The following is a 13,639-nucleotide window of genomic DNA, read 5'->3' as shown; positions in this document are numbered from 1 at the left end:
CTCCCTTGCGGGCACGGCTACACTGACAGCTTACCGATTCCACTTACGGGATCCAGGCACTAAAAACCTGAATCCACTGTCAGCGTGGCGCAGACTATACCATTTCAATGTGATGCTAACAAACTGCTGCATAAGCACTAAAATTAGCGTCAGACCGCAAATGTGCGAAGTTTCTGCCTGGCTAAAGCCCGCGATTGCCTGTCGATATCCAGAACTTCATCCACCGAGCCCGGCTCAGCACTTACCAGCTGTTCCATGACATCCCGGTTGACCGATGCAATATCAGTGAAACGGATCTCGCCGTTTAGGAATGCAGCAACAGAAATTTCATTGGCGGCGTTCAACGCAGTTGTCGCTGCCTGACCGGTATTACTGGCTTCGATAGCCAGTTGCAGACAAGGGTAGCGTGTATAATCCGGCTCAGAGAAGGTCAGTGCCCCCATCTTGCAGAAATCCAACGCTTCCACTCCTGCAGCAACCCGTCGAGGATAAGCCATTGCATGTGCGATAGGCGTGCGCATATCCGGAGAGCCCAGTTGTGCCAGCACACTGCCATCGCGATAACGCACCATCGAGTGGATGACCGATTGAGGATGGATGATCACTTCCATCTCTGCAGCCGACGCATTAAACAGCCAGCGGGCCTCGATGTACTCCAGCCCCTTATTCATCATGGTGGCGGAGTCGACTGAAATTTTGCGCCCCATAGACCAGTTCGGATGCGCGCAGGCCTGATCCGGCGTCACATCATTAAATTGGTTCAAAGGTAGCTCGCGGAACGGTCCACCTGACCCCGTCAGAATAATGCGGGAGATGCCGTTTTCTTCGAGTGAAGCATAGCCAAGTTGCTGTTGCACAGCTTCAGGCAAACTTTGGAAAATCGCGTTATGTTCACTGTCGATAGGAAGGAGTTGAGACTGGCTCTGCCGGACGGCATCCATGAAAATACGACCACAGGTGACCAGCGACTCTTTGTTCGCCAGAAGGACCTGCTTACCGGCACGCACTGCGGCGAGCGTCGGCAAAAGCCCTGCGGCTCCGACAATGGCTGACATGACCTGATCAACATCATCCAGCGCGGCCAGTTCGATTGCCGCCTTTTCGCCAGAAAGCACTTCAGTGGTGACGCCATGTTCAGTCAGGATGTTGCGCAGTGCGCGGGCTGACGGTTCATCGGCCATTGACGCATAGGCTGGACGAAACTCCAGACATTGCTGCGCCATCACGTCCACATTACATCCTGCTACCAGGGCTTTCACCACAAAGGCGTCGGGATTAGACCGGACAACGGAAAGCGTGCTGGTGCCGACAGAACCTGTCGAACCAAGAATAGTCATTTGTTTCATGAAAATGCCCGGGATAACGCCATTAATTCAGAATAGTGCACAGTCTGAAACCTCTTATCCGGCTTGTCCATGAGATTGTGGAAACAGATAAAAGATCTGAGGCCTGTAAAAAATAAAGCGCCGCATTTGCGACGCTTTATCGGAGAAAACGAGCGAGTCTGATTAGAACTCCATCAACTCGGTTTCTTTCTCACTCAACGCAACGTCGATTTTCTTGATGAAGATATCAGTCAGTTTCTGGATATCGTCCTGGGAACGACGATCTTCATCCTCACTGATTTCTTTATCTTTCAGAAGCGCTTTGGTTTTGTCGTTAGCGTCACGGCGGACGTTACGCACAGAAACACGGCCCTGCTCTGCTTCACCACGCACGACTTTGATCAGGTCTTTACGACGCTCTTCGGTCAGTGCTGGCAATGGAACGCGGATAGTCGCGCCCGCAGAAGAAGGGTTCAGACCCAAATCAGATGTCATGATCGCCTTTTCAACAGCAGCGCTGATAGAACGGTCAAAGACGGAGATAGCAAGGGTACGGGAATCTTCAACCGTTACCTGAGCCAACTGGCGCAGTGGCGTTGCAGAACCGTAGTATTCGACCATGATGCCGTCAAGAATACCCGGAGAAGCGCGACCGGTACGAATTTTGCTGATATGGGTTTTGAATGCTTCTACGCATTTGTCCATACGAATTTCAGCGTCTTTTTTAATGTCGTTAATCACGATGTGAACCCTTGAGAGCTGGTTACCTGGCAGACCATACTCAGTATAGTCCGTGAATACTTATGCCAGCACAGGCTGGCTGAACACAATGTTCAATGGCGAAGGATCACTCAGCGTTAGAAATCAGCGTCCCTTCATTTTCACCCATCACCACGCGGCGCAGTGCGCCAGGTTTGTTCATGTTGAATACACGAATTGGCAGATTGTGATCGCGGGCTAACGTAAACGCCGCCAGATCCATCACTTTCAATTCCTGCTCCAGCACTTCCTGATAGGTCAATGTCTCATACAGCGTTGCTTCCGGGTTTTTGACCGGATCAGCAGAATATACGCCGTCGACTTTGGTGGCTTTTAATACCACATCGGCTTCGATTTCGATACCACGCAGGCACGCTGCAGAATCGGTGGTAAAGAATGGATTGCCTGTCCCCGCGGAGAAAATCACCACGCGGTTATGACGCAGCAGGCTGATGGCTTCAGCCCAGCTGTAATTATCACAAACACCGTTCAAAGGAATTGCAGACATCAGACGCGCGTTAACATAAGCACGGTGTAATGCATCACGCATTGCCAGGCCGTTCATGACAGTCGCCAGCATACCCATATGGTCGCCTACAACACGGTTCATGCCCGCCTGCGCCAGACCCGCGCCACGGAATAAGTTACCGCCGCCGATCACAACGCCTACCTGAATGCCGAGTTCGACCAGCTCTTTCACTTCCTGAGCCATACGATCTAATACACTCGCGTCGATACCAAAACCTTCACTGCCCTGCAGGGCTTCGCCACTGAGTTTGAGCAGGATACGCTGATAAACGGGTTTCGCATTGGTAGCCATGGTGTCTGTCCTAGAAGCAATGTGTCTTAATGAGAATTCAATCTTTACATCATAGCGTTGTTACCGGATGTTCTACAGTACATCGCACAATGTCATTGGAATTTGGGGCTGGATAAAACGGAACCGCCAACATGCAGCGGTTCCGTTTTATTGTGCATCAGGTACTGATTAAGACTGTTTGGTCATCGCTGCAACTTCAGCAGCAAAGTCAGTCTCAACTTTCTCAATGCCTTCACCCACTTCGAAGCGGATGAAGTTGATAACGTCGGCGTTATGCTCTTTCAACATCTGACCAACAGTTTTGCTTGGGTCGATAACGAAAGGCTGGCCAGTCAGAGAAACTTCGCCGGTGAATTTCTTCATGCGGCCTTCAACCATTTTCTCTGCGATTTCTTTTGGCTTGCCAGACTGCATCGCGATGTCCAGCTGAACCTGGTACTCTTTTTCTACCACTTCAGCAGACACGTCTTCTGGTTTAACGAATTCTGGTTTGCTTGCTGCAACGTGCATAGCCAGCTGTTTAACCAGATCTTCGTCAGCGCCTTTAGCAGAAACCAGAACACCGATACGAGCACCGTGCAGGTAGCTACCCAACACATCGCCTTCCAGAGAAGAAACGCGACGAATGTTGATGTTCTCACCGATTTTAGCAACCAGCTGAATACGCTCTTCTTCGAACTGTGTTTTCAACACTTCAACGTCAGTGATTTTGCCTGCAACAGCAGCATCCAACACTTTGTCAGCAAATGCCTGGAAACCGGCATCTTTAGCAACGAAGTCAGTCTGGCAGTTAACTTCCAGAATCACACCGTAGTTGCCTTCGATTTTGGTTTTGATCACGCCGTCAGCAGCTACGTTGCCTGCTTTTTTCGCCGCTTTGATCGCGCCAGATTTACGCATGTTTTCAATTGACAGCTCGATGTCGCCGTTAGCTTCAACCAGAGCTTTCTTACAATCCATCATGCCAGCGCCAGTACGTTCGCGCAGTTCTTTTACCAGGGCAGCGGTAATATCAGCCATTGTATTTTCCTCGATTATCTCAGTGCAAAAAGGCTTTTTGCGGTGAGATATTTCTCGCATTTAAGATAAGCAAAGGGGGCCAATAAAGGCCCCCTAACCAACATATTTCAATACCTGGTTAATAAGGGCTCTGCTGAGCTTGCCTTATTATTCAGCTTCTACGAAGCTTTCTTCTGCCTGAACAGCCAGATCTTGCGAACGGCCTTCACGGACAGTGGCAGCAACAGCGCTCAGGTACAGATTTACTGCACGGATTGCGTCATCGTTACCAGGGATAACAAAGTCAACGCCATCCGGATCGGAGTTGGTATCAACAATGGAGAATACCGGGATACCCAGGTTGTTAGCTTCTTTGATAGCGATGTGTTCGTGATCAGCGTCAACAACGAACAGTGCGTCAGGAAGACCACCCATATCCTTGATACCACCCAGGCTGTTTTCCAGCTTAGCCAGTTCGCGAGTACGCATCAGCGCCTCTTTCTTGGTCAGCTTCTCGAAAGTGCCGTCCTGAGACTGAATTTCCAGGTCTTTCAAACGTTTGATGGACTGACGAACAGTTTTCCAGTTAGTCAGCATGCCGCCCAACCAGCGATGGTTCACGAAGAACTGGTCGCAGTTGTGAGCAGCGTCTTTTACCGCTTCGCTTGCTGCGCGTTTAGTACCAACGAACAGGATCTTGCCTTTACGGGCAGAGATCTTCTGCAACTCAGCCAGAGCTTCGTTGAACATTGGAACAGTTTTCTCAAGGTTGATGATGTGAACCTTGTTACGAGCGCCGAAGATGAATGGCTTCATTTTCGGGTTCCAGTAACGGGTTTGGTGACCGAAGTGAACACCGGCCTTGAGCATGTCGCGCATGGAAACAGTTGCCATGATAAAACCTCTATTAAGTAGTTGGGGTTATGCCTCCACGTATCCCATACAACCGACCCTGCAGAACGAATTCCCAAGGCACCCCGGCGTATGTGTCGATACGTGTGTGTTATTACTTACGTTAATAAGTACACATATGAGTGAATTTGGCTTTAATCCCCCGGAGTCTGGGACCCAGAGCGGATTGCCGGCGCGTTTTATACCACAAATAACGGTCGGGCAGCAACTTTTGTTCAGCGGATTACGCACCGGGAAATGATAGTTTGGCAGCTAATATCAGGGCTGATACCATAAGCCACAGCTAATTATTGACGACAACGGTGAAGAAATACAGCACACCGGATGTACAAACCTGCAGGATGACTCATGGCCATTTCAATCAAAACCCCTGAAGATATCGAAAAAATGCGCGTCGCTGGCCGTCTGGCTGCCGAAGTGCTGGAAATCATCGAGCCTTACGTCATACCTGGCGTCAGCACCGGTGAATTGGATCGCATTTGCTCTGATCACATCGTAAACAAACAGCATGCCATTTCTGCCTGCCTCGACTATCACGGCTTCCCTAAGTCGGTGTGTATCTCGATTAACGAAGTCGTTTGTCACGGTATCCCGAGTGACGACAAAATTCTGAAAGACGGCGATATCGTCAACATCGACGTCACGGTGATTAAAGAGGGTTTCCACGGCGATACTTCGAAGATGTTCATCGTGGGGAAACCGACCATTCTCGGTGAGCGCCTTTGCCGCGTAACGCAGGAGAGCCTGTATCTGGCGCTGCGTCTGATCAAGCCGGGCATCCGCTTGCGGACGTTAGGCAAAGAGATTCAGAAATTCGTGGAAGCTGAAAAATTCTCCGTAGTCCGTGAATATTGTGGTCACGGTATTGGCGAAGGCTTCCACGAAGAACCTCAGGTTCTGCACTACGATGCCGACGACAGCGGCGTAGTGTTGCAAGCCGGTATGGCTTTTACCGTTGAGCCTATGGTTAACGCCGGTGATTTCCGCATCCGCACCATGAAAGATGGCTGGACAGTAAAAACTAAAGATCGCAGCTTGTCGGCTCAGTACGAGCATACTATTGTGGTGACTGATAACGGTTGTGAAATTATGACGCTGCGTAAGGATGACACCATCCCGGCTATCCTGACGCACGACTAACAGTGACCCGCTCGGCGCAGAGGGTATAAATCTGTCAATCAAACCGGCGAAAGCCGGTTTTTTTTATCTTAACGTGTAGGAATGGGCTGCGCTTCTATGACTGAAAACTTCTCTGCTGAAAAGAGCCTGCAACCAGAATTAATGCAGAACCCCCCTTGCTCCTGCCCGCCACAGCCCGTTTCCCCCTCCGTTTATCCGGACGACGAGTTAAATCGTCAGAGCCTCAAACAACATATGGAACAGTTTCAGGGCTGGCTGGCGGACGCCTTTAATGCCGGGCTGCGCGCCGAGGAACTGGTGGATGCGCGAGCGCATTACATCGACCAGCTCCTGCAACGCCTGTGGACATTCTACGGTTTCGATAATATCCCGGAGACGGCGATGGTTGCCGTTGGCGGTTATGGCCGCGGAGAACTGCATCCGCTTTCCGATATCGACGTCCTGGTACTGAGCCAAAAGCGCCTCAACGATGAACAGGCGCAGCGCATCGGAGAGCTGATCACCCTGTTGTGGGATCTGAAACTGGAAGTCGGACACAGCGTCCGCACGCTGGAAGAATGCCTGCTGGAAGGGCTTGCGGACCTTACCGTCGCAACAAACCTGATTGAATCCCGCCTGATTTGCGGGGATGTTGCGCTGTTTCTCAGTATGCAAAAACACATTTTCAGTGATGGCTTCTGGCCTTCCCCTAACTTCTTTCGTGCCAAAATTGAAGAACAAAACGAGCGCCATTTGCGCTATCACGGCACCAGCTACAATCTGGAACCGGATATCAAAAGCAGCCCGGGCGGCCTGCGCGATATCCATACCATTCTGTGGGTCGCACGTCGTCACTTCGGCGCAACGTCGCTGGATGAAATGGTCGCTTTTGGATTTCTGACGAAAGCCGAACGCAACGAGCTGCTGGAGTGCCAGAGTTTCCTGTGGCGTATCCGCTTTGCCCTGCACCTGGTGTTGCCGCGTTACGATAACCGCCTGCTTTTCGACAGACAGCTTAACGTCGCCCAGCTCCTGCAATATCAGGGCGAAGGCAATCAGCCTGTCGAACGGATGATGAAAGATTTCTATCGCATGACCCGCCGGGTGGGCGAGCTGAATCAAATGTTACTGCAGCTGTTCGATGAAGCGATTCTCGCGATAGGCCCGAACGAGAAACCGCGTCCACTGGATGAGCATTTCCAGCTGCGAGGGGATCTGATCGATCTGCGCGACGACTCTTTGTTTGAACGCCAGCCGGAAACGATCATCGGTATGTTCCATCTGATGGTCCGTCATCGCGAAATCAAAGGGATTTACTCCACCACCGTACGTCTTTTGCGCCATGCGCGCCGTCATCTGAAAGAACCGCTTTGTATGATCCCCCAGGCGCGGGAAATGTTTATGTCGATCCTTCGCCATCCGGGCGCTGTCTCGCGCGCACTGGTGCCGATGCACCGGCACAGCGTGTTGTGGGCGTACATGCCGCAGTGGGGACAAATTGTCGGCCAGATGCAGTTCGATTTGTTCCATGCCTACACGGTGGATGAACATACGATCCGCGTTCTGCAGAAAATCGAAAGCTTTGCGCATGAAGAAACTCGCCCTAAACATCCTTTGTGCGTGGAATTGTATCCGCGCCTTCCGCAGCCCGAATTGCTGCTGATGGCTGCGCTTTTCCACGATATCGCTAAAGGTCGCGGTGGCGATCACTCGATTCTTGGCGCGCAGGATGTGCTGGAATTCGCCGAGCTGCACGGGCTGAACTCGCGGGAAACGCAGCTGGTTTCGTGGCTGGTTCGCTGTCATTTGCTGATGTCCGTCACCGCGCAGCGCCGTGATATTCAGGATCCCAACGAGATCCAGCAGTTCGCAGCAGAAATGCAAACCGAGGTCCGTCTCCGTTATCTGGTGAGCCTGACCGTTGCCGATATCTGCGCCACCAATGAAACGTTGTGGAACAGCTGGAAGCAGAGCCTGATACGCGAACTGTATTTCGCCACCGAAAAACAATTGCGGCGGGGAATGCAAAATACGCCGGATCTGCGGGAACGCGTGCGCCATCACCGCCTGCAGGCGCTGGCCTTGTTGCGTATGGACAACATTGATGAAGAAGCCTTGCACCGGATCTGGAGCCGCTGTCGTGCAGATTACTTCCTGCGCCATTCTCCTAATCAGCTGGCGTGGCATGCCCGGCACCTGCTGGAACATGATTCCACTAAACCGCTGGTGCTGGTCAGCCGTCAGGCTACCCGCGGCGGAACAGAAATCTTTATCTGGAGCCCGGACCGTCCATATCTGTTCGCAACCGTAGCCGGAGAGCTCGACCGCCGCAATCTGAGCATTCATGACGCACAGATTTTCACCAACCGCGACGGCATGGCAATGGATACCTTTATTGTGCTCGAGCCGGACGGCAGCCCGCTTGCGCAGGATCGCCACGAGGCGATCCGCTATGCGCTGGAACAGTCAATGACGCAGGCATATCAGCCGCCGCGGGCAAGACGCCCGTCGCCAAAACTTCGCCATTTCAGTGTGCAGACCGACGTCAGTTTTCTGCCGACGCACACCGATCGCCGCACATATATGGAACTGGTGGCGCTGGATCAACCCGGCCTGCTGGCCCGTGTCGGCGAAGTTTTCTCTGATTTAGGTTTATCGCTGCACGGTGCAAGAATTTCGACCATCGGCGAACGGGTGGAGGACTTATTTATTTTGGCGAACTCAGAACGTCGTGCCCTTGATAAGCCGACGCGCAAGGAAATCACACGCCGATTAACCGAGGCACTCAACCCAGCCGACAAAATGTGATACAAGTACGGTTGTCTATTTAACATCACTTCAGGAAAGAGAACAGGATGCAGCAACTACAAACCGTTATTGAACAAGCCTTCGAGCGCCGTGCAGACATTACCCCGGCAAACGTAGACAGCGTAACGCGCGACGCCATCACTCAGGTCATTAACAAAATCGACAGCGGCGAACTGCGCGTGGCTGAAAAGATTAATGGCGAATGGGTAACGCATCAGTGGCTGAAGAAAGCGGTACTGCTCTCTTTCAGAATCAATGACAACCAGGTGATGGAAGGCGGTGAAAGCCGTTACTTCGACAAAGTCCCTATGAAATTCGCCGATTATGATGAAGCGCGTTTCCAGCGTGAAGGTTTCCGCGTAGTGCCGCCAGCCGCGGTGCGCAAAGGCGCGTTCATCGCACGCAATACTGTGCTGATGCCGTCTTACGTCAACATTGGTGCTTATGTAGATGAAGGCACCATGGTAGATACCTGGGCGACCGTTGGTTCTTGTGCGCAAATCGGTAAAAATGTTCACCTTTCCGGCGGCGTCGGCATCGGTGGCGTTCTGGAGCCTCTGCAGGCTAACCCGACCATTATCGAAGATAACTGCTTTATCGGTGCCCGTTCAGAGATCGTTGAAGGCGTGATCGTTGAAGAAGGCTCCGTGATTTCGATGGGCGTTTACATCGGCCAGAGCACCAAAATTTACGACCGCGAAACCGGCGAAGTGCATTACGGCCGCGTGCCAGCGGGTTCTGTTGTCGTCTCCGGTAACCTGCCTTCTAAAGATGGCAGCTACAGCCTGTACTGCGCAGTCATCGTGAAGAAAGTCGATGCTAAAACGCTGGGCAAAACCGGTCTGAATGAGTTATTACGTAACATCGACTAAACTGAGAAATAGCGGGTTAAGTTTTGTGTTTACAACGATACCCGCTATTTTTTTATCTTGTTGATAGCAAATTGTGTCATTAATCAACGATTCGAACCGCCGTTCGGTTCATCATGATGTTTAAATATTCTCCTAAACGAAGGTAGCGCTATGTATGACAATCTGAAAAGCCTGGGCATTAATAATCCCGACGATATTGATCGTTACAGCCTGCGTCAGGAGGCTAATAACGACATCCTGAAGATTTATTTCCGCCGTGATAAAGGTGAATTCTTCGCTAAAAGCGTGAAATTTAAATATCCGCGCCAGCGTAAAACCATCGTTGCCGATAATGCAGGGCAGGGTTATAAAGAAATTCATGAAATCAGCCCGAATCTGCGTTATGTCATAGATGAGTTAGATCAAATCTGTCAGCGCGACCAGGTGGAAGTCGACCTGAAACGTAAAATTTTGGATGATTTACGTCATCTGGAATCCGTGGTGGCCAATAAAATTACCGAGATTGAATCCGATCTGGAAAAACTGACCAGCGGTCGTTAACGCGGTTAATGTCTGGCATTATTTCGCCATTCAGAAATGCAAAAGGTCAGGTGAATTACCTGACCTTTTAATATATGCAGAAGTGCACCTTATTTCAGCAGCGACGCCCACTTCTCTACCCATGGAATAGCCACTGTTTCCGGCTCCGGATTTTCCATGGCATCAATTTCCAGCAAATCGCCAATACGCGCAGCGCCCTGCTCCTGCAATAAATCATCCAGCTTGTGCCCGCCGCCGCAAAAATGATCATAACTGCTGTCACCCAGCGCAATCAGACCGTAACGCAGCTCAGGCTGATATCCGACAGTATCCCGGATGGCCACATACAGCGGCGCAATGCTGTCAGGCAAATCGCCCTGCCCGGTCGTCGACGTCACAACCAGAACGAAATGATGACGATAGTACTGCCAGGCTTCGAGCGATCCTTCCTCGAACAGCTTTACCTCATGCCCCTGACTTTTGAGCACGGTTTCCGCTTCTTCCGCAACCAGCAACGCATTGCCGTACACCGTACCGACAAAAATTCCGACTTCTGCCATGGCTTCACTCCTGTGTCATTCGACGATTTCGTCCGTAGAACTTAAATTTGTTCACTATCCTGACCGCAAGCGGGGGTAACTTCAACCCTTTCAAGTTCAGGGATTTTTCCCTGCCAGCCGAACTGTTCGACCACACTTTGCCAGCGGTTATCCCAGCGAGCCTGTAAAGACAGCAGCTCACCCGTAACCGGATGCGGCAGCGTCATGTGGCTGGCGTGCAGCATCAAACCGGAACAACCGAAATGCTCCGTCATGCCACGGTTTTGCTTCAAATCGCCATGCGCGCTGTCCCCGATAATAGGATGGCGCAGATGCGACATATGCCGACGCAACTGATGCTTACGGCCAGTCTCGGGTTTGAGCTCTACCAGGCTGTAGCGGGCAGTATCGTAACGGCCAATGGCGACCGGCATCTCAGCCTGTGCTACCACGCGATAATGGCTGACGGCTGACTGCGGCGCTTTATCGGGGTTAGCAAACTTATCGGCAATTTTGTCCAGCTCTTCGGTCAGTGCGTAATCGACCGTTCCGTCCTCGCTGACATAACCGCGAACCACCGCGTGATACACCTTATTCATCTGGTGATTCTCAAGCTGCTGGGACAGCAACCTTGCCACGTCGCTGGATAACGCCATCAGCAAAACGCCTGAAGTTGGTTTATCCAGCCGGTGAACGGTAAACACATGCTGACCAATCTGATCACGCAATGTCTGCATCACAAACACTGTTTCATGTTGGTCAAGCCAACTGCGATGAACCAGCATGCCCGCAGGTTTATTCACTGCGACCAGATGTTCGTCCTGATACAAAATTTCCAGCATGTCAGTCTTCTATATTCAGCAAGTCATCGAGACGCTGCAACTGACTCAACAACAGGGTTGCTTCAGGCATCGCCACTTCAAAATAAGGAGTGATAGCAAAGCGGGTAGGCATTGGCGATCCGGCAGCCAGTAACGCATACATACGGGGAACCAGCACCCATTGCAGCCACTGTTCAGCAGACATCGTATCGACCGAGAACGGTTCTTTACTCTCAAAAGCTTCCGCATCAGGAGGCGTGGCGTGCCAGAGTTTATCGTCACGCATTACCTGTTCAATATCTTCTAAAATCTGACGAACCTGTTTTTCTATATTCATGAGTCGCTCTCTTCATTCATGGCCCCGGCCAGCGTCCGTTCGGGGGCGCAAAGCATAACATTGAAGACCTTTTGCCCCAACTTTCTGCATCCGGCTGCGTTAATCCCTTCAACCATACGTTTTTCGTGGTAGCGAAAGATGCCCGATACGGGCAAACTACCGCCACTTTTTTCTCTCAAGATGTGTATCCATGTCTGCTCAACACACTCAAAAAACACACGCAACACCCGCAAAAGCCATGCTGGCCTCGGTAACAGGCTACGCCATGGACGGCTTTGATCTGCTCATCCTCGGCTTCATGCTCCCGGCAATTTCCAGCGAATTTGGCCTGACGGCCTCCCAAAGCGGTTCACTGGTGACCTGGACGCTGATTGGCGCCGTGCTCGGTGGCGTAATTTTCGGGCCGATCAGCGATCGTTTTGGCCGCATACGCGTCCTGACCTTTACGATACTGATGTTCTCAGTATTTACCGGTTTATGCGCCTTCGCACAGGGTTACTGGGATTTACTGATTTATCGCACATTGGCCGGTATCGGACTTGGCGGTGAGTTTGGAATTGGCATGGCGCTGATTGCCGAAGCCTGGCCGGCAGAAAAACGTAACCGGGCATCGGCCTACGTCGGTATGGGCTGGCAGCTCGGTGTACTGCTCGCGGCATTCCTCACTCCGCTGCTGCTCGGCATCATTGGCTGGCGCGGAATGTTTCTGGTCGGCCTGCTGCCAGCGTTGGCCTCCTTCCTTATCCGCCGCACCATGGGCGAACCTGAAGCCTTTGTCAAAAGTGCGTCAACTGATAACGACGGTTCATTGTTCAGCCGCATCAAATTGCTGTTTCGCGATAAAGCCACGACCAAAGCCAGCATCGGTATTTTCATTCTGTGCTCGGTGCAAAATTTTGGTTATTACGGCCTGATGATCTGGATGCCGAGTTATCTGTCCAAAAACTTTGGCTTCTCGCTGACTAAATCCGGTTTGTGGACGGCGGTAACCGTTATCGGCATGACCTTCGGCATCTGGCTGTTTGGCGTATTGTCTGACCGCTTCCCGCGCTGGAAAATTTTCCTGATTTATCAGGTGGGTGCCGTAATCATGGTCGTCTGTTACGCGCAGTTATCCGATCCAACACTGATGTTGTTTGCAGGCGCGCTTATGGGCATGTTCGTCAATGGCATGATTGGGGGATACGGCGGATTAATTTCAGACCTCTATCCGGTTCGCGTCAGGGCGACGGCACAAAATCTGTTGTTCAACATGGGGCGCGGCGTGGGAGGTTTTGGTCCGCTGGTGATCGGTATGCTGGTCGCGCAGGTTTCCTTCACAGCCGCCATAACGTTACTGGCGGCTATCTACCTGCTGGATATCTTCGCAACGCTGTTCCTGCTGCCGAAAAAGCAGGGTCAGGATGATGTTCTGGGCGCGATTGGCTAGCCCTTGTCGCTAAGAGGCGCGCCGTGAACTTCGGGGCGCCGTTCAGTGTGTAGCAAAATCTCAGGGTTCAGACAAAAAGTTGGGGGCACTGTTTACACAGTGCCCCCGGTTCGTTTTATAGCAATCCAGCTACCTAAGTGCTCCCTGCTCAATCCCTGAAAACTTTTCCTGCGGTTATCCTAACCGGCTGTCCTTTGCATCGTCCAACTTTCATCCTGACGGTTTATCCTAAGTCATCCCGACTTGCATCCTGGTCATCTGTGACCCGCTCAGCTTCCTTTGTGAGCTCTCTTCTCCGTCCTGGAGGTGTCCCTGGTTTCTTCCTGAAACATCCTGGCATAATCCGATGCCGTCCTGACTCTTCCTGAGCCGTCCCCTGC

The 13,639-nt window shown here is 51.7% G+C and carries 13 protein-coding genes; 5 read left to right on the top strand and 8 right to left on the bottom strand.

Translation table 11 applies throughout. The annotated features are described in order from the left end of the window. Positions 1-149: 149 nt before the first annotated feature. The 5 genes from ispC to rpsB all read right to left on the bottom strand — a co-directional run bounded on the left by ispC (position 150) and on the right by rpsB (position 4,797). Positions 150-1,346: a 1-deoxy-D-xylulose-5-phosphate reductoisomerase gene (ispC, locus tag ACO0U8_RS21530; RefSeq protein WP_421671599.1), complete on the bottom strand. Its 1,197-nt coding sequence runs from the start codon at positions 1,344-1,346 to the stop codon at positions 150-152. Positions 1,347-1,508: 162 nt separating this feature from the next. Further along, positions 1,509-2,066, bottom strand: coding sequence for a ribosome recycling factor (gene frr, locus ACO0U8_RS21525; RefSeq protein WP_056781740.1), 558 nt, complete (start codon positions 2,064-2,066; stop codon positions 1,509-1,511). A gap of 106 nt (positions 2,067-2,172) precedes the next feature. Continuing rightward, positions 2,173-2,904, bottom strand: a complete 732-nt coding sequence (gene pyrH, locus ACO0U8_RS21520) for a UMP kinase (protein WP_056781743.1) — start codon at positions 2,902-2,904, stop codon at positions 2,173-2,175. A 168-nt stretch (positions 2,905-3,072) separates the two neighbouring features. Beyond that, a complete protein-coding gene (gene tsf, locus ACO0U8_RS21515; RefSeq protein WP_056781746.1) occupies positions 3,073-3,924 on the bottom strand; it encodes a translation elongation factor Ts in 852 nt (283 codons plus the stop codon). A 147-nt stretch (positions 3,925-4,071) separates the two neighbouring features. After that, positions 4,072-4,797 (bottom strand): 30S ribosomal protein S2, encoded by a 726-nt coding sequence (gene rpsB, locus ACO0U8_RS21510; protein WP_056781750.1) that lies wholly within the window; start codon positions 4,795-4,797, stop codon positions 4,072-4,074. Between the two features lie 366 nt (positions 4,798-5,163). On the opposite strand from rpsB, the gene map reads away from it, so the two are divergent. From map to ACO0U8_RS21490, 4 genes are all read left to right on the top strand, one after another. Further along, positions 5,164-5,955 (top strand): type I methionyl aminopeptidase, encoded by a 792-nt coding sequence (map, locus tag ACO0U8_RS21505; protein WP_056781752.1) that lies wholly within the window; start codon positions 5,164-5,166, stop codon positions 5,953-5,955. A gap of 141 nt (positions 5,956-6,096) precedes the next feature. Beyond that, a complete protein-coding gene (glnD, locus tag ACO0U8_RS21500; RefSeq protein WP_414071810.1) occupies positions 6,097-8,742 on the top strand; it encodes a bifunctional uridylyltransferase/uridylyl-removing protein GlnD in 2,646 nt (881 codons plus the stop codon). A 47-nt stretch (positions 8,743-8,789) separates the two neighbouring features. Continuing rightward, positions 8,790-9,614 carry a 2,3,4,5-tetrahydropyridine-2,6-dicarboxylate N-succinyltransferase gene (gene dapD, locus ACO0U8_RS21495; protein WP_056781755.1) on the top strand — a complete coding sequence of 275 codons (825 nt, stop codon included), beginning with the start codon at positions 8,790-8,792 and terminating at the stop codon, positions 9,612-9,614. A gap of 150 nt (positions 9,615-9,764) precedes the next feature. Further along, a complete protein-coding gene (locus tag ACO0U8_RS21490) occupies positions 9,765-10,154 on the top strand; it encodes a DUF3461 family protein (protein WP_056781756.1) in 390 nt (129 codons plus the stop codon). Between the two features lie 89 nt (positions 10,155-10,243). Here ACO0U8_RS21490 and ACO0U8_RS21485 read toward each other — a convergent pair whose 3' ends face one another. From ACO0U8_RS21485 to ACO0U8_RS21475, 3 genes are read right to left on the bottom strand one after another with little or no spacing between them, the layout of a single operon-like run. Next, positions 10,244-10,693, bottom strand: coding sequence for a flavodoxin (locus tag ACO0U8_RS21485; RefSeq protein WP_056781758.1), 450 nt, complete (start codon positions 10,691-10,693; stop codon positions 10,244-10,246). Between the two features lie 41 nt (positions 10,694-10,734). Beyond that, the gene (truC, locus tag ACO0U8_RS21480) at positions 10,735-11,514 is read right to left on the bottom strand and encodes a tRNA pseudouridine(65) synthase TruC (protein ID WP_122096993.1); all 780 of its coding nucleotides are present in this window, start codon (positions 11,512-11,514) and stop codon (positions 10,735-10,737) included. Position 11,515: 1 nt separating this feature from the next. Further along, positions 11,516-11,830, bottom strand: a complete 315-nt coding sequence (locus tag ACO0U8_RS21475; RefSeq protein ID WP_390973020.1) for a YqcC family protein — start codon at positions 11,828-11,830, stop codon at positions 11,516-11,518. A 190-nt stretch (positions 11,831-12,020) separates the two neighbouring features. On the opposite strand from ACO0U8_RS21475, the gene ACO0U8_RS21470 reads away from it, so the two are divergent. After that, on the top strand, positions 12,021-13,259 hold the full coding sequence (locus ACO0U8_RS21470; RefSeq protein ID WP_421671598.1) for an MFS transporter: 1,239 nt from the start codon (positions 12,021-12,023) through the stop codon (positions 13,257-13,259). Positions 13,260-13,639: the final 380 nt, after the last annotated feature.

This window comes from Rahnella sp. EDr1-12, assembly GCF_049206505.1.
GTDB classification, from domain to species: domain Bacteria; phylum Pseudomonadota; class Gammaproteobacteria; order Enterobacterales; family Enterobacteriaceae; genus Rahnella; species Rahnella rivi.
This window is presented reverse-complemented; position numbering and strand designations above follow the sequence as displayed.